Origin of the sequence: Marinomonas sp. NPDC078689, assembly GCF_044542435.1 — a bacterium.
GTDB lineage: Bacteria > Pseudomonadota > Gammaproteobacteria > Pseudomonadales > Marinomonadaceae > Marinomonas > Marinomonas arenicola.
Window position 1 is genome coordinate 256,071 of the sequence record NZ_JBITUJ010000001.1, and the last position, 17,489, is coordinate 273,559.

Here is a 17,489-nt window from a genome sequence, read left to right on the forward strand (position 1 = left end):
GTGAGCCTAAAAAATTAACGATCAGAGTACAGTATACTGCTTACGCAAATCTAATGTATGAGGATATTCATCCATTGGCTCTTCTGCTGGTGGTGCCATGGCTTTAGGAGGCTCCTCATTGGGGTAAAAAGCCCGCAATGCATTAAACGCCGACGGTTGTGATAACTCGCCTTGGGTAAAGCCATGATCCCAGAAGCGATTGACACGACGAGCTTCCGCCTCGTTGCTATTGACCGGCAAATTATCATAAGTACGTCCACCTGGGTGCGTAACATGATAAGTACAACCGCCAATCGATAAGCCATTCCAAGTATCGATTAAATCAAATACCAGTGGCGTATCTGTTCCCAATGTTGGGTGTAAAGCGGATGGTGGCGCCCATGCTTTGTAACGCACCGCGCCAACAAACTCACCTTTACGGCCAGTAGAGCGGATTGGTACACGGCGGCCATTACAGCTCAATACATAACGACCTTCGGTTAAACCAGTAAGTTTGACCTGTAGACGTTCCACAGAAGAATCAACATAACGGGCGGTGCCGGAGGCGGTAATTTCTTCCCCAAGTACATGCCAAGGCTCGATGGCCCAGCGCAATTCAATTTCTACATCGTCTATTTGCTGGCGACCATAATGAGGGAAGCGGAATTCTTCAAACGGCGTTAACCATTCTAATTTGAATGGAAAACCGTGGCGTTGCAAGTCTTCCACGACTTCTTTGATGTCTTGCCAGACAAAATGCGGCAGCATGAATTTATCGTGCAAGCTGGTGCCCCAACGAACCAGTGGCTTTTTATAGGGTTCTTTCCAGAAACGTGCCACCAAGCAGCGCAATAGCAGCATTTGCACCAAAGACATGTGTGGATGCGGTGGCATTTCAAAACCACGAAACTCCAATAATCCTTGGCGTCCACTGGCGCTACCGGCGGCGTACAATTTGTCGATACAGAACTCTGAACGATGGGTATTACCGGTAATATCGACCAGTAGGTTGCGCATCAAGCGGTCGACCAACCAAGGCTCGTGAACAAAGCCATCGGGCATATTTTGAAAAGCAATTTCCATCTCATATAAGGCTTCGTCTCGACCTTCGTCTGGGCGTGGTGCCTGACTGGTCGGGCCGATAAACATGCCAGAAAACAAGTAAGAAAGGCCTGGGTGATGCTGCCAAAAAGTCACCAGACTTTGCAGTAATTCTGGACGTCTTAGTAAGGGGCTGTCTGCTGGAGTACGACCGCCAAGGGTCACATGGTTGCCGCCACCGGTCCCAGTATGGCGACCATCGAGCATGAATTTTTCAGCGCCAAGGCGTGACAAATACGCTTGGTGATACAAGGTTTCTGTATTGTGTACGAGCTCTTCCCATGAACCAGCAGGATGAATGTTTACCTCGATCACACCTGGATCAGGGGTGATCAAAAATTTCTGTAAACGCGCGTCTTTAGGTGGTTCATAGCCTTCAATCACGACTGGCAGGTCAAGCGTTGTTGCGACACTTTCAATGTGGTTCAACAAGCTCACAAAATGCTCTAGATGCGTGGTCGGCGGCATAAAGACATGCAAGCGTCCCTCTCGTGGCTCTATACAAAGGGTGGTGCGAATGACGTTTTTCAGTGTCTTTTCAGTCGCTTGTTTTTCTTCCGCTAACAAGGGCGCTGTTGGCTTTTTCGCGAAGTGCTGTTTGGCCACATTGTTAAGGACTGTTGCGCTGGCTTTTTCGGTTTTATTCGCGAGCGGCTGACGAGGGTCGAAAGGGTCCCGTTCGGGAATTCGATCTTCTTCGGCAACGGGCGGCAATGAATCCAAAGGAAGACGATAACCCATTGGGCTGTCGCCAGGAATCAAGGTGATGACGTCGCTGCGCATTGGCCACAGTGAACTTTGCCATTGATGACGGCTGGTATCGAACTCAATTGGCAAAATATAACCGGTTGTCGTGCTTAGCCCGCGGTTCAGCAGTTTGGCTAAGCGACGACGTTCTAAGTCGTCTTTTAGATCGGCTTTTCTTGGGTCGGCTGTGACTGGAAGAGACTGCTCTAGCCATAAATAGTAAAGCGTGTCTTCGTAGGTGTCTTGTAGGTATTTGCCATCCAATTTGAGGGCAGTACACAGCTGATCACCAAAGGCTTTGGCGTCTTTGATCGTGTGTTTGTAATCTTTATCGACGCGTGCGAGATAGTCTTGGTTGTGCCACAGCGCTTCGCCATCGGTGCGCCAGAAACACCCTAATGCCCAACGTGGGACTTCTTCTCCTGGGTACCATTTGCCTTGACCGTAATGCAGTAACCCATTGGCACCAAACTCTTTTTTCATGCGCAGTAAGAGGTCTTTAGCCAGTTTGAGCTTTTCAGCACCGAGTGCACCGGTATTCCATTGTTCGCCATCCATGTCATCGATGGAAACAAACGTAGGCTCACCCCCCATGGTTAAGCGGACGTCGCCTTCGTCAAGCTGCTTATCGACGGCAAAACCTAGGGCTTTGATGTTTTCCCATTCGCCTTCTGCATAGGGTTTGGTCACTCGTGGGTCTTCGTGAATACGAGTGACTATGTTGCTGTAACTAAATTCGCATTCACATTCGTCAATCAAGCCCGAAATCGGCGCGGCCGAAGCGGGTTCTGGCGTACAGGCTAATGGAATGTGACCTTCACCGGCAAAGAGGCCGGAAGTGGGGTCTAATCCAACCCAACCAGCACCTGGTAAGTAGACTTCACACCACGCGTGTAAGTCGGTGAAATCTTCTTCAGGGCCAGATGGGCCATCAAGGGCTTTGACATCGGAAGTCAGCTGGACCAGATAGCCAGAAGCAAAGCGTGCGGCCAACCCTAAACTGCGCAAAATTTGCACCAATAACCATGAGGTATCACGGCAGGAGCCTTTTGCTAGTGTTAGCGTTTCTTCTGGCGTTTGCACGCCAGGTTCTAGGCGAATGCCATAGCCAATATCGCCTGCCAAACGGCTATTGATCGCCACTAGGAAGTCGTTGATAGGCGTTTCTTTGCGGTCTACCGCAGACAGCCATTTGTCTAATAACGGGCAAGAGTCGGTGACTTGTAAATACGGGTCCAACTCTTTTTTCAGCGCTTTGTCATAGGCAAAAGGGTAGTTTTCTGCGTAGCTTTCGACAAAGAAATCGAATGGATTGATGACCGTCATGTCAGCGATGACTTCCACCATAAATTCGAGTTTATTGGTTTTTTCAGGGAACACCAAACGGGTTTGAAAATTGCCAAATGGGTCTTGCTGTAAATTGATAAAGTGCGTTTCAGGCAGTACTTTTAGTGAGTAACTGTGGATTTTGGTACGAGAATGCGCGGCCGGTTGCAGCCTCAAAATATGAGGCCCAACATTGATAAATCGATCAAAGTCGTAAGTGGTTTTATGCTGTATTGCTATTCTAATCGTCACGCGGCATCTCCTTGGCGAAAATTGAACCAACTCTCAGTAATGTGGTGGTTTATTTCGATGACTTTTAGTTGCAGATCATTGAGATAATCGTGGAACTCAGCATTAATGTCTTCGGAGCTGGAAATCGGGTAGTGCTGCTCGCTTAATGCTTTTATTTGAGCCGTGATAAGGCCCGCGCGCGGTAGCTTAGCCGCCGCTTCTCTAATTTGTTCTAAACAATAGGTAAGGCTTCGTGGGAAGCAAGGATCATTCAGTAAAAAGCTCACCGCTTTGGCGCCATTAATGGATGAGCGGACAGTACGGCGGTAGTCTAGGTGGGCGCTTTGCGATCTAAGCACTTTCGACCAAACCACCTGACCAAGACGAACATCTTCCTCTTCTTTCGATTGCAGCATCACTGACACGGCGGCATCAATAATGCGGCTATTCATGTCAGCACGTTCAAGGTAACGACCCATGATCAAAAAGTGCCAACCGCAGTCGCGACTCATGGCCCCAGCTAAGAGGCCGATGATTTTCTGGCAGCCTTCAATAATGGTGTTTAAGAAAACATGACGTTCCGAGCGGTTAATGCCTTGTTTGATATTTTGCCTAGCGTATAAATCCAACTCATTGATCAGCTCCCACATTTCTTCAGGCACAACGTCTCGTGTGGTACGAATGTTTTCGCGGACGGCTTTAAGGGAAGACAGCATGGAACCTGGGTTGATGTCATCGGCGAGCAAAAACTTCACCACATTGCGTTCGTCTTTTACTTTGTAGCGCTGTTCAAACTGTTCTACGCCACTGTTGATTTCAATTAAGTTGTACCAAGAGATTTCAATGTCTCTTGGGAGGTCAAAAAGAAGCTCGTCGTACACACTGACTAAGCGGGCGGTGTTTTCCACACGCTCCAAATAACGTGCGCTCCAATATAAGCGCTCTGCCACTCTAGATAACATAGTTATTGCCCCTTTGTTTCGACAATCCAAGTGTCTTTACTACCACCGCCTTGTGACGAGTTAACGACCAAGGAGCCTTTTTTCATGGCCACTCGTGTGAGTCCGCCTGTGGTGACATAGGTTTCTTTGCTTTGCAAAATGAATGGACGCAGATCCAAATGGCGAGGCTCTAATGTGCCTTTTGCAATGAGCGTTGGGGCCGTGGAGAGCTTCAAAGTAGGCTGTGCGATGTAGTTGCGTGGGTTGCTTTGAATGAGCTCTGCGAACATGGCTTGTTCTTTTTTAGTTGAGTGAGGCCCAACCAGCATGCCGTAACCACCTGATTCGTTAGCGGGTTTTACCACCAATTTGTCGAGGTTTTCTAATACGTAGGCTCGTTGTTCTGGGTCTTCACATAAGAAGGTTTTCACGTTCTTCAGGATGGGTTCTTCGTCGAGGTAATAACGAATAATAGCCGGTACATAAGCGTACACTACTTTGTCATCCGCTACGCCGGCACCTGGTGCGTTGGCGAGAGCCACATTGCCTTTGCTCCAGGCTCTCATTAAGCCTGGAACGCCCAATACGGATTCCGAATCAAACACGTCTGGGTCGAGAAATAAATCATCAATACGACGGTAAATAACGTCGACACGCTCAGGCCCATTAATGGTTTTCATGTAGACACAGTCGTCTTCTTCATCAACAAATAGATCACTGCCTTCCACCAGTTCTGCGCCCATTTGTTGTGCTAAGAAAGCGTGTTCAAAATACGCTGAGTTATAGATACCTGGGGTGAGTACGACAATTTCTGGGTTTTCTATGTCCCGTGGCGACAGCGCCGCTAAGGTATCAAAAAGGTGAGAGGTGTAAGAGCCAACAGGAAGAATGTCGTCGTTTTCAAATAGCTCAGGCAATACACGTTTTGTGATCGCGCGGTTTTCTAACATGTAAGAAACGCCAGAAGGAACGCGTAAATTGTCTTCTAACACATAAAAGTCGCCGACGTCGTCGCGCACTAAGTCAGTACCACAAATGTGCGCCCAAACGCCGAAAGCAGGTGACACGCCGACGCATTCTGGTCTGAAGTTTTTTGAATCTTTAATGATGTGGGCGGGGATAATGCCGTCTTTGATGACATTTTGGTCGTGGTAGAGGTCGTCGATGAATAAGTTAAGGGCTTTTAGGCGTTGTTTTAAGCCCGCTTCTGCAATGCGCCACTCTGACGCTTCAATGGTGCGAGGAACAATGTCAAAAGGCCAAGCTCTGTCGATGTTTCCTTCTTCGGTATAAACAGTAAAGCTTATGCCCATTTCTTGGATAGTGGCTTCGGCAGTGAGCCTGCGCTTTTCTAACTCTTCTTCGGATAAACTGTTTAAATAATTCAGTAGTTGTTCGGCTGGTGCTCTTGGCTTTCCTTGTGGGTCTATTAGTTCATCAAAAAAATCTTTTGATTGATATTGGCTACTCAAACTGTCCATTTACACCTCGCTTTATTATTAGCTTTTGGGCTTTGATCTTAAAAATGGTGCGATTCCTTGCACTTGTTGGCCTAGCGCGCCCCCTTTTTCAGAGGCTTATTTGTTATGCTTACGCGTTATAGAATTAATAATAACCGTACTGATAATCTGACATTAGCGCGCTAATTAGGCAAATGAAATACAGCAAGTATTGCGCCAGAGTGTGTTTTTTTAAGAGAAATAATCGAATGACTATGACTTGGCGTGATTAAGCGCAAGACATTATTGGACTAAGGTCGTTACTATTTCTTTATTGGTTGGAATCTAGCTAAACAACGTCAGAGAGCAAATTAATCTGGCCGTAATAGGAAAATATCGTGAATAAGGCAAAGCAAGTCGCTATCGCAGGGGCTGGAATCGGTGGACTGAGCGCCGCATTGGCGTTGGCAAAGACAGGTCATAAGGTCACTATCTTTGAACAAGCCAGTCAACTTGGTGAAGTGGGAGCAGGCTTGCAAATGAGCCCGAACGCCATGAAGGTGTTGCGTTACTTAGGGGTAGAAGACGCCTTACGTGCGTTTGCTTTTGTGCCACAGCATGCCTGTATACGACATTTCAAAAGCGGCGATTATTACCTTAAAAGCCCATTAGGGGCGTCGTCGGAAGCGCGTTATGGGGCGCCTTATTGGCATTTACACCGTGCTGATTTGCATAAAGTACTGCTTGCTGCCTGCGAAAAGGTCGGTGTGACGCTGGTGTTAGGCCGCAGTGTGGAAAGTTATCTTGAACAAGATGATCAAGTCATTGTCATGTTGGCGGACAAATCACAACACAGGGCGGATTTATTGATTGGCGCTGACGGCATTCGTTCCGTGATTCGAGAGCAGATGTTAGGAAAAGAGTCGCCGACCTTTATGAAACAGGTGGCGTGGCGTGGTGTGATTCCTGTTAGCGAACTTGATGGCGTGACCATTCAACCTGATGCGTGTGTGTGGGTGGGGCCAAAGCGTCACCTAGTGACTTATTACTTACGTGGCGGTGAATGGGTGAATTTTGTTGCGGTGGAGGAACGAGATGATTGGCACCAAGAATCTTGGCGTGAAGAGGGCGACATCAACGAGCTGAGAGCCGCTTTTGCTGGCTGGCATCCAGAGGTGAGTGGTCTATTGGCGAAAGCGCAGAGTACTTTTTTGTGGGCGTTAAATGGCCGTGAAGCCTTGTCGACTTGGCATCAAGGCCGAGTCGTGTTGCTCGGCGATGCTTGCCACCCTATGTTGCCTTTTATGGCGCAAGGGGCCGCGATGGCGATTGAAGATGCTTATGCGTTGGGGCGATTGCTTGAACAACATGCGTTGCCACTTGCACTTGCTCGTTATGAAGCGCTGCGTAAACCAAGAGCGACCAAAATTCAGGCGATGTCAAAAGACAATGCTGGTTTATACCATATGCGTGGTGGTGCATTAGGTCGGATGAAACTGAACGCTCTTCGCGTCGCATCTGAGTATTGTCCACAGCTCATTCATGCCAAGTTGGACCCTGTTTATGGGTATGATCTTGAAGATGAGTTGGTTGACTCTTCCCGTGAGGGTTAGAGGGTATTATGGTGTCTTGTTTTTATAGCGGTTTAATATAAAGAGTTAATAAAATTGCGATAAATCGTTATAACAATTTACAACAAATACAGCACAAATTATTATTGGCCTAGACTTGCCGATTTCATTAATATCGGCGCCCTTCTCATTCTCAAGGCCATAAGCTGCGAGGAAACGTTTTAATTTAGAAACAACTCAATCTGGAAACAACAGACATTATGACTTCTAAAACTCCGCTGGCGCTTCTGCCGTTAGCGCTTTTTCTCGTTCTTTTTGTAGGCAGCGGCCTTTGGTATCAAGCGCATGATGTTGATTATGCCTTTTATCAGATTTCGGCGCCGGTCGCGATTTTACCTGCTATAGCGTTGGCTATTTTGTTAGGCAAAGGCGCTTTGAATAAGCGCATTGAAACCTTTGTGAATGGGGTTGGCGATAACACCATCACAACCATGATATTGATCTACTTGCTAGCCGGCGCGTTTGCCAGTGTGGCGAAAGCAGTCGGTGGGGTGGATGCTACGGTTAACTTTGGTTTAAGCATAGTGCCTCCTTCGATGATCTTGCCGGGCCTGTTTGTGATTACCGCCTTTGTTGCAACGTCGATGGGAACCTCAATGGGTACGATTGCTGCCATTGCACCGATTGCCATAGGCGTCGCTGAAGCAGCGGATTTACCTATGTTGTTGACCGTTGGTACCGTCATTGGTGGTGCTATGTTTGGTGACAACTTGTCGATTATCTCTGATACCACGATTGCGGCAACTCGCACCCAGGGTTGTGATATGAGAGATAAGTTCAAAATGAACTTTAAAATCGCTTTACCAGCGGCGATCTTGACGCTGATTTGGTTGTTCTTTCAAAGCAGCGCTGCGCAAATTAGCGCGCCTCAGGACTACGACCTTATTCGAGTCTTACCTTATGTGGCAGTTTTAGGGCTGGCCGTTGCGGGTGTGAACGTTATGTTGGTGCTGTTTAGCGGTATTGTGTTGGCGGGTGGCATTGGTCTTTCGCTACAAGAGGGCTACACCTTCGCTACCTGGTCTAAAGACATCTACTCAGGCTACACCGGCATGCAAGAAATTCTGATCTTGTCTTTGTTGATTGGTGGTTTGGGCGCGTTAATGAAAGCGCAAGGTGGTTTGGATTGGCTGGTGTCGGCGATTGAGAAAATCAGTCGCATTTTTGGTGCCAAACCAGGCTCCACCAGAGCAGGCGAGCTGAGTATTAGTGCATCGGTGGCGTTAACAAACCTATGTACTGCTAATAATACTGTGTCTATTTTGATTAATGGCTCGGTCGCAAAAGACATTTCAACACGTTATAACGTTGATCCACGTCGCAGCGCTAGCCTATTGGATATATTCTCTTGTGTGACGCAAGGAATCTTACCTTACGGTGCGCAAATATTATTGGCGTCTTCTTTGGCTAAGGTATCGCCTTTGTCTTTGATCGGCTATGTGCAGTACAGCTGGATATTGGGTGTCATCGCTTTGTTGTCTATTTTCTTTGCATGGCCAAAAGTAACGCCGTTACCAGCAAAATAGCCACGGGATTTTAGTCAGCAGTAGAAAAGCCTGTTTTACATGGATAAAATGTAAAGCGGGCTTTTTATTGTCTTGAAAATGAGAGAATCAATCGCGCCTTTTAAAGGAGGCATAACCTCCTGCATTATCCGCTACCCTTTTCATATATACTCACCGCAAATTATTACTGCCGAATTGATACTAAGGACAGATTTTGAAACAAGGATCGCACTTAAAAGCCGAATTTATATTGGTTTTTGTTACTGTTTTGGCCGGCCTTGGTTGGATTTTTTCAAAAGAAGCGCTAGCCGGGTTACCACCACTTTTTTTTATGGGTGCACGGTTTTTGGTCGCGGGCTTCATTTTGGTGCTGGCAGGGCGTCGATTTTTTTATGGCTTAGTGTGGGATGACGTTAAAAAAGCCATGCTTGTCGGTTTGGTGATGGGCGTGGCCATGATGTTTTGGATCAGTGGTCTGGATCGAGCTTCCAACCTTGGTGTGGGGGCCTTTATTACCAGCTTGGGCGTGGTTTTAGTGCCTGTATTTGGGCGCTTTATTTTTAAGGATCATCCACCAAAGAGTATTTGGGTTGCGCTGCCAGTTGCTGTGGCTGGGTTGGCTTTTTTAGCACTCGGTAATGGCGTGAGCTACGAAGTGGCGCAGTTGTTATTTTTGGGCGCCGCCTTAACGTTTGCGTTCCAGTTTAATTTATTGTCTCGATTATCTACCCGTATTCACGTGTTGGTGCTGACCGCGATTCAACTAATGGTAGCTGGGTGCTTTTTACTCCTTTTGTCTGTGTTTTCGGAGGATTTACCGAGCAGTGTATCGCTTGAGGTGGCTGGTTGGTTCTTAGCAAGCGCCTTAATTGCCACCAGTTTGCGTTTTTTATTGCAAACCTACGGGCAAAGTTTAACGCCCACCAGTCATGCGGCCGTGATCATGAACCTTGAGCCTGTTTGGACCTCTTTGTTTGCCGCCGTATGGTTTTCGGAGTCGATGAGTCAGCAACAGCTGGTTGGGTGTGGGCTTATTTTTCTGGCGATGCTGATCAGTCGCTGGACTCAGATCAGGGCGATATTCACGGCCTCTTAGCTGGGCGGCAGTGTGTTAGGTTAGCCTGGCAATATATCTTCTAATACTTTGCTGTATAAGTTTATGGTGGCGGTAGATGGGGGCTCCCGTTGGTCGTCCCAGCGCGTCATAAAACCTTCTGTAATGGTAATCAGCAAATCAATACGCGCGATAATTTCTTCTTTCCCCATCGTTGGGTATCTTTCTTGCATTATTTCAATCGCTCTATTCTGCAAGAGTAGATGCGATTTGTAGCAAATATTAGAGATCACGGTATTGCGTGCTGCTTCCGCTTTGATCTCTATCGTCAGAATGCGCATATTGTGTCTGGTTTCGTTTGGTGTCGCGACATGACGAGCGAGCCAGTTTTGCTTATTTAAGAATTCCGACATGAATTCTAGGCGATAGGATGTTGTTTGTTCTACCAATGCACAAATAATGTCATCTTTATGTGCAAAATAACGATAGATCTGTCCGACGCTCAATTCGGCAGATTTGGCGACTTCGCTCATGCTTGCTTTATGAAAGCCCTTGCTTATTGCTTGCTCTTTCATCGCATCGATAATGCGTTGGCGATGATCAGTGTATTTTTGAATGCAGTTGGTTTTCATAGCGTATTTACTCTGTATTTCTATTAATGCACCTAGTTCTCATTTATTTGCACGTTTATTCGTATAACGGTTTGTTATGTTCGATTATAGTGAGAATGAACGTTCATTCTCAATGTACTTAAAGGATAAATCCTCGATGTTGTCTAAATTCAAATATGCCTCAGGCGCTCTTTTAATCATGCTTTTAGCTGGTTGTGAAGAACAGGCATCTTCTAATGCGGCGGCGCCTCAAGCGCCAAAAGTGGAAGTTGGTGTTGTCGTTGTAGCACCTCAAAAAGTAGTACTTACTACCGAGTTACCAGGTCGGACTGCATCTAGCCTTGTTGCAGAGATTCGTCCTCAAGTGGGTGGCATTGTTCAAAAGCGTCTTTTTGAAGAAGGACAAGATGTAAAAGAGGGTCAACCTCTGTATCAATTAGATGACTCTACTTATGTGGCAACTTATAACCAAGCACAAGCGGATTTAGACTCCTCGGCTGCGAGCCTTAAGTCAGCAGAGCTAACTTACAATCGTTACAAAGTACTGCGTAAGCAAAATAATGTTTCTCAATCGGATTTAGACGATGTTTACGCGGCTTATTTAGAAGCTGTCGCGAGCGAGAAAAAAGCGAAAGCGTCCGTTGAGAACGCTAAAATTGATCTAGAGCATACTAAGGTACGCTCACCAATCAGTGGTCGCATTGGTATTTCTCAGGTAACCGTTGGCGCCTTGGTTACCGCAAGCCAGACTACGGTAATGGCAACAGTTCGTTCACTTGATCCTATTTTTGTGGATTTATCTCAAACCAGTTTAGACCAACTGAATAAGCGCAACTTATTGAACGAGCCAAATATCACTAAGAGTGATAACAAGGTTTCTTTAGTACTTGAAGATGGCACAACCTATGAACATCAAGGGGTTCTAAAAGCCCGTGAAGTCAGTGTTGATGAGTCAACCGGCAGTGTTACTCTGCGCGCTGAGTTCCCTAACCCAGACGATAAACTTTTACCGGGTATGTTTGTGCGCGGTGAAGTCAATGAAGCTGTGGACAGTGCCGCTATCATAGTGCCTCAACAAGCGGTTTTTCGTAATGCGAAAGGTCAGGCAGTATCGTATGTTGTGAATAAAGACAACAAAATTGAGCAAAGAATTCTGACTACGGCAAGAACGTTCGGCAATCAATGGATGGTCACTTCAGGCTTGAAAGCAGGCGATAAAGTGGTTGTAGAAGGATCGTCTAAGGTTCGTATCGGCAGCGATGTGTCAGTTGTTCAGCTTCAATTTGACTCTAAAACGGACACAATGAAAGAAATTAGCGCTTCAGAAGCTTCTTCTTCAAACTAAGGACATATCGATATGTTGGCTCGTTTTTTTGTTAATCGTCCCGTTTTTGCGTGGGTGATTGCGATTGCAATTATGCTGACTGGGGTGGCTGCTATTTTTGAGCTCCCAGTTGCGCAATATCCTGATGTGGCGCCGCCGTCCATCAGTGTTTCAACTACCTACACTGGGGCCTCTGCAAAGACGGTTGAAAACAGTGTCGTACAGGTAATTGAAGAACAGTTGAGCGGTATCGATGGCTTATTGTACTTCTCTTCTACTAGTTCATCCGATGGCTCCGCTAATATTACGGTTACCTTTAAACAAGGTACGGACCCTGACATTGCGCAAGTTCAAGTGCAAAACAAGGTGCAGCAGGTAACATCCCGTTTGCCGCAAACCGTTCAGGACAATGGCGTTACCGTTAAAAAAGCAAACAGCGATTATTTATTGATTGCTGCGATATACGACTCAAAAGATAAAGATAGAGCGAGTGATATCTCAGACTTTATTGTGTCGAATATTCAAGACCCAGTATCTCGTGTAGCGGGTGTGGGTGATTACAAGGTATTTGGTTCGCAATATTCTATGCGTATCTGGCTTGACCCTTTAAAACTGGCGTCTTACAGCTTAATGCCGAGTGACATTACCAGTGCGATTGAAGCGCAAAACGTTCAAATAGCGGCCGGTGATCTTGGTAGTCGTCCTTCTGTGCAAGGGCAAGAATTGAACGTAACCGTCACTGCTCAATCGAAAATGGAAACGGTGAAAGAGTTTCAGAATATCATTCTGACACACCAAGAATCTGGTGCCATTGTTCGAGTTAAAGACGTTGCGAAAGTAGAGCTAGGCAGTGAATCTTACGATGTGATTGCACGCTTAAATGGCCACCCTGCGGCCGGTATTGCGGTCATGCTTTCTCCGGGCGCGAACGCATTATCGACCTCTGAAGCGGTAAAACAGAAATTAGCGCAACTTCACGGGACTTTCCCAGATGGCTATAAATTAGCCTACCCTGTGGATAACACTGCCTTTATCAAAGATTCTATTGAGGAAGTGGTAAAAACGCTATTTGAAGCGATCGTACTCGTTGTTGTCGTGATGTTTGTCTTCTTGCAGAACTGGCGTGCCACCTTGATCCCGGCCATTGCGGTTCCTGTTGTACTTTTAGGTACCTTCGGTATTTTGAGCCTGTTTGGTTATTCGATAAACGTACTGACCATGTTTGGTATTGTGCTCTCGATCGGGTTGCTGGTGGACGATGCCATCGTGGTGGTGGAAAACGTCGAACGAGTCATGCGGGAGGATAATTTATCGCCCCGAGATGCCACGCTTAAGTCCATGCAAGAGATTACCAGCGCCTTGATCGGTATTGCGGTTGTATTGGCTGCGGTATTCTTACCTATGGCGTTCTTTAGTGGTTCAACTGGAGTTATTTACCGTCAGTTCTCTATCACTATTGTTTCTTCTATGGCTTTGTCTGTACTGGTTGCGTTGACGTTAACGCCAGTATTGTGTGCAACCTTGTTGAAACCAGGGCACGGTGAAAGCGAAAAAGGTTTGGCGGGTTTCTTTAACCGCAATTTTGATCGTGCGACAGACGCTTATAGTAATACCGTGGGGCGTCTAGTTAAGCGCCCGATACGCTGGATGTTTGGCTATGCCTTGATTATTGGTGCACTAAGTTGGTTGATGACGAACTTGCCAACGGGCTTCTTGCCAGTAGAAGACCAAGGTTATGTCATTGTCATGGTGTCCTTGCCTGAAGGTGCTTCATTGAATCGTACCAATGAAGTAATGCGTGATATTGAGCATCACTTCATGGTGAACGAGAAGAAAGATATGAAGAGTATCTTTACTATCTCGGGCTTTAACTTCATGGGAACGGGGCAAAATGCCGGTCTTGCGTTTGTGGTATTGAAAGATTGGGCTGAACGTCCTAATCCTGAAGACAGTGCTGGGGCCGTAGTGGGTCGTTCTTTTGCCGCACTGGGTAAAATACGCGATGCGCGCATCTTTAGTTTGTTGCCGCCTTCTATTCGTGGTCTAGGTCAGAGTAATGGCTTTACCTTTGAATTACAGGCTTCGGGTAATACAGACCGTGCCACTCTATTGAAAATGCGTGACAAACTCTTGCAAGACGCCAATGCAAGTAAATTGCTGATGGGTGTTCGTCTGGGTAGCCAGTCAGAATCGCCTCAGTTGTTTATTGATATCGATAAAGAGAAAGCGTCCGCACTGGGGCTGTCATTGTCGGATATTAGTAATACGCTAAGTACTGCTTGGGCAGGTGATTACGTCAATGACTTTATTGACCGTGGCCGAGTGAAAAAAGTCTACGTGGAAGGCGATGCTAAATATCGCTCTTCACCGAATGACCTTGAAAATTGGTATGTACGTAGTGCCGATGACACCATGACGCCTTTCTCTGCGTTCGCTACGTCTAAGTGGACTTATGGGGCGAAAAGTTTGGCTCGTTTCAATGGTCTTCCAGCGTACGAAATTCAAGGGAGCGGCGCGCCAGGAGTAAGTTCTGGTCAAGCAATGAGTGAGTTACAGAAAGTAGCCAGCAGTTTGCCTGGTACAACTGGCGCATGGAGTGGCTTGTCTTATCAAGAGCAGCAATCCAGTGGTCAATCGTTGGTCTTGTACAGTATCTCGATTCTGGTTGTCTTCTTATGTTTGGCTGCGCTATATGAAAGTTGGACGGTGCCATTCTCGGTTATCTTGGTGATTCCTCTTGGGGTTATTGGTGCGGTTTTCGCCGCTCATCTAAGAGGCTTGGAGAACGATGTTTACTTCCAGGTTGCCTTGCTCACGACAATAGGTTTGTCATCCAAAAACGCCATCTTGATTGTGGAGTTTGCGGAAGCGGCCTACATGCGTGGTGCGACTGTGTGGGAGGCGGCAAAAGAAGGGGCGCGTTTACGACTAAGACCAATCATTATGACTTCGATGGCCTTTATCGTTGGTACTTTGCCACTGGCTGTCTCCACTGGCGCTGGTGCGAATAGCCGAGTGTCGATTGGTTCTGGTATCGTTGGTGGTACTTTGACCGCGACCATATTGGCGATCTTCTTCGTGCCTTTGTTCTTTGTCTTAGTGCGTCGTTTGTTCCCAGGGCGTAAAGTGATTCCAGCAGACAATGTTGAAATGACTGCGATCACTGATGACCATCAAGATACGCTAAACAACGAAAAATAAGTCGCTAATAAAGACACATTATGAGCGATAAAAAAGGAGCCGAGAGGCTCCTTTTTTTGTGCTTTACGTTTGACCTAATGTCATTCTGGTCGCGTAATTGAGTGCAAGAAGGCGATTAGGCCGTCAGTTGGTTCGCGTTGTTATGATTGCCCCATTGGCTGATGTCGATCAAGGCATTGGCCAAGGTGCGAATTTGGTGAGTTTGCAGTCCGGCGATGTTTATTCGGCCATTAGAGGTGCCGTAAATGGCGTGCTTCTCTTGCAGTTGTTGCATCTGAGCTGCGCTAAATGGCAACAAAGAAAACATGCCTTTTTGCTTGGCTAGAGCGCACAGTTCCGCGCTGGCGCCTAACGCTTTTAGGGTGCTTCCTAGTTGCTGGCGAATGGTTAAGATTCGTAGGCGACACTTGGTTAGCTCTGCGGTCCATTGTTCTGGATGGTTGAAAACAAATGCCGCGACGGCGGCCCCATGATCGGGTGGCATTGAGTAATTAACGCGTGCAATGTGCTCTAATAACACTCTTACACTAGGTTGTTGTGCCGTGTCCTTTGTGACTATGGTTGCTGCGCCTGTGCGTTCACAATACAGCCCCATGTTTTTGGAGCAGCTGGACGCAATCAAGACGAGGTCCAGTTGGCTGACGAGCCATCTTAAGCCCGCCGCATCGGTCTCAGGGCCGTCGCCAAACCCTTGGTAAGCCATATCGATAAGCGGGATCACACCGGTGTTTTTACAGAAGGTTGCCAACGCCTGCCACTGAGCAAAAGTGGGATCAATGCCAGAAGGGTTATGACAGCAACCGTGCAGCAGCAGAATGTCGCCGCGGTGAGCGTCTATCAAATCAGAGAAGCAGGATTCGATGTCCAACACCCCCTCTTTTTGCTGCCATCTGAAGTGGTTTACCCTAAGTCCTGCCGCCTCCATGATAGGTTGATGATTGATGTAACCTGGATCAGTATTCCAGACGGTGGCGTTGGGGGAGAGGCGATGAATAAAGTCACCTAAGACACGGAGTGCCCCTGTGCCTCCGACCGTTTGTATGGTGCAGTGGTGGGCGGTGGATGCCTTGTCTGGCGACAATAAAAACTGCCCCATATGATGATTAAACTGAGCATTGCCAGACAGCGGTTTATAAGCTTTGGATTGTGCGTTATTGGCAAGCCAATGTTCTGCTTTTTGAACAATATCAAACACCGGCGTTTGCCCTGATTCGTCTCGATACACGCCGATGACTAAATCGATTTTATGGTCTCGCTTATCTTCTTTGAATAGGCGAATTAATTCCCATAATGGGTCTGTTTCTAATGGCGGAAGTGTGGATAGCATTAGTTGTTTTCCTTGTGGGCAGCCGGTTTTGTTCTTGTTGATAAAAGAACGCCAATAGTGGTGAGAGAAATGCCAACGATAATGGGCATAGAAAGTGATTCGCCAAAAATAGGGAAAGCCAGTAATGCGGTGAGTACTGGGGAGAGAGACCCCATAACGGCTGCGCGAGCAGCGCCCAGTTGGCGGATTGCATAGGTGTAGCCTGTGGTGGCCAATACGCCAACACCTACCCCTTGAACCAAAATAAAGGCGAATGAGTTTTGCAGAGTGGCTTGTTCTAAGTGGCTGTCAACAAAACCGAAAATCATCATGGCGATGGTTATGACCAGGGAAATGGCCGATAAAATAAGCGCCACGGCAATAGGGTCTAGCGTCGCGCGCTTTAAACCAATGGTATAGACAGCCCACACCATGCTGGCAGCAATCAAAAACAATAAACCGTCTTTCATGGTGTTGGATAAGGTCTGATTGTCACCAAAGGTCATCACCATGATGCCGATGAGAATAAGAGAAAGCGCAGCACCTTGTGTTTTGGTAAGGATTTGGCGATAGACTAGATACAAAAGCGTAGGCACAAAAAAAGGTTGAGTGCCGACTAAAAAGTTCCCCACATAAGCCGTCGGTACTTTACTTGCGCCATAAGCGGCCAGAAAGAAGAAGGGCAAGCCGCCCAATAAAATCAGCATAATATCCGACCATCTTGCGTTCTTGATCTGTTGGAAACGAGAAGGAAGAAAGGGCAGCAGCAAGATAAAAGGCACCGCAAAGCGAATAAGGGCCACATCGGCAGTGGTCAAAGGCGAACTGTGAATCGCGCGCATAGTCAGCGCAAAGCCAGACCAGATTAACAGCACCAGTGTCATAGCAATATAGCCCATCAGAAGAGGAGGGAAGGTGTCTTTCGAGCGGCTAATTTGAGGGCTTAATTCAATCTGTTTCATGGCTAAAATACTCGGTTTAGAGTGGCTTGTTATGACTGCTATTATCTCCTGTGATGGACGCTTTTATCTGGCAAATTGATCTCTAATTTTGTTAATCTTGGTGGAAAGAAGCGTTTTAAAATTAAATACTG

General features: G+C 46.9%; 11 protein-coding genes. 5 read left to right on the forward strand and 6 right to left on the reverse strand.

Annotated features, from left to right (window positions below; all coding sequences use genetic code 11):
• Positions 1-21: 21 nt before the first annotated feature.
• From ACIGBN_RS01115 to ACIGBN_RS01125, 3 genes are read right to left on the reverse strand one after another with little or no spacing between them, the layout of a single operon-like run.
• Positions 22-3,405, reverse strand: a complete 3,384-nt coding sequence (locus ACIGBN_RS01115; RefSeq protein ID WP_396663187.1) for a DUF2126 domain-containing protein — start codon at positions 3,403-3,405, stop codon at positions 22-24.
• Positions 3,402-4,346, reverse strand: a complete 945-nt coding sequence (locus ACIGBN_RS01120; protein WP_133001871.1) for an alpha-E domain-containing protein — start codon at positions 4,344-4,346, stop codon at positions 3,402-3,404. The genes ACIGBN_RS01115 and ACIGBN_RS01120 overlap by 4 nt, the downstream gene beginning before the upstream one ends.
• Before the next feature lie 2 nt (positions 4,347-4,348).
• Entirely contained in the window at positions 4,349-5,806 is a 1,458-nt protein-coding gene (locus ACIGBN_RS01125) for a circularly permuted type 2 ATP-grasp protein (RefSeq protein WP_396663189.1), read from the reverse strand.
• Between the two features lie 356 nt (positions 5,807-6,162).
• On the opposite strand from ACIGBN_RS01125, the gene ACIGBN_RS01130 reads away from it, so the two are divergent.
• The 3 genes from ACIGBN_RS01130 (at position 6,163) to ACIGBN_RS01140 (ending at position 9,996) form a co-directional block, all read left to right on the forward strand.
• Positions 6,163-7,377, forward strand: a complete 1,215-nt coding sequence (locus ACIGBN_RS01130; RefSeq protein WP_396663190.1) for an FAD-dependent oxidoreductase — start codon at positions 6,163-6,165, stop codon at positions 7,375-7,377.
• Positions 7,378-7,595: 218 nt separating this feature from the next.
• A complete protein-coding gene (locus tag ACIGBN_RS01135) occupies positions 7,596-8,921 on the forward strand; it encodes a Na+/H+ antiporter NhaC family protein (RefSeq protein WP_396663192.1) in 1,326 nt (441 codons plus the stop codon).
• 193 nt (positions 8,922-9,114) lie between these two features.
• The gene (locus ACIGBN_RS01140; protein ID WP_133001867.1) at positions 9,115-9,996 is read left to right on the forward strand and encodes a DMT family transporter; all 882 of its coding nucleotides are present in this window, start codon (positions 9,115-9,117) and stop codon (positions 9,994-9,996) included.
• A gap of 20 nt (positions 9,997-10,016) precedes the next feature.
• Here ACIGBN_RS01140 and ACIGBN_RS01145 read toward each other — a convergent pair whose 3' ends face one another.
• A complete protein-coding gene (locus ACIGBN_RS01145; protein WP_396663195.1) occupies positions 10,017-10,586 on the reverse strand; it encodes a TetR/AcrR family transcriptional regulator in 570 nt (189 codons plus the stop codon).
• Positions 10,587-10,722: 136 nt separating this feature from the next.
• Between ACIGBN_RS01145 and ACIGBN_RS01150 the strand changes: the two genes are divergently transcribed.
• Both ACIGBN_RS01150 and ACIGBN_RS01155 read left to right on the forward strand, forming a co-directional pair.
• Positions 10,723-11,910 (forward strand): efflux RND transporter periplasmic adaptor subunit, encoded by a 1,188-nt coding sequence (locus ACIGBN_RS01150; RefSeq protein ID WP_396663197.1) that lies wholly within the window; start codon positions 10,723-10,725, stop codon positions 11,908-11,910.
• A 12-nt stretch (positions 11,911-11,922) separates the two neighbouring features.
• A complete protein-coding gene (locus ACIGBN_RS01155) occupies positions 11,923-15,090 on the forward strand; it encodes an efflux RND transporter permease subunit (RefSeq protein ID WP_396663199.1) in 3,168 nt (1,055 codons plus the stop codon).
• 115 nt (positions 15,091-15,205) lie between these two features.
• Here the strand turns inward: ACIGBN_RS01155 and ACIGBN_RS01160 are convergent, their stop codons facing one another.
• Both ACIGBN_RS01160 and ACIGBN_RS01165 read right to left on the reverse strand, forming a co-directional pair.
• The gene (locus tag ACIGBN_RS01160; protein ID WP_396663201.1) at positions 15,206-16,417 is read right to left on the reverse strand and encodes an aromatic amino acid transaminase; all 1,212 of its coding nucleotides are present in this window, start codon (positions 16,415-16,417) and stop codon (positions 15,206-15,208) included.
• Entirely contained in the window at positions 16,417-17,358 is a 942-nt protein-coding gene (locus ACIGBN_RS01165; RefSeq protein WP_396663203.1) for a DMT family transporter, read from the reverse strand. Before ACIGBN_RS01165 ends, ACIGBN_RS01160 begins: the two co-directional genes overlap by 1 nt.
• Positions 17,359-17,489: the final 131 nt, after the last annotated feature.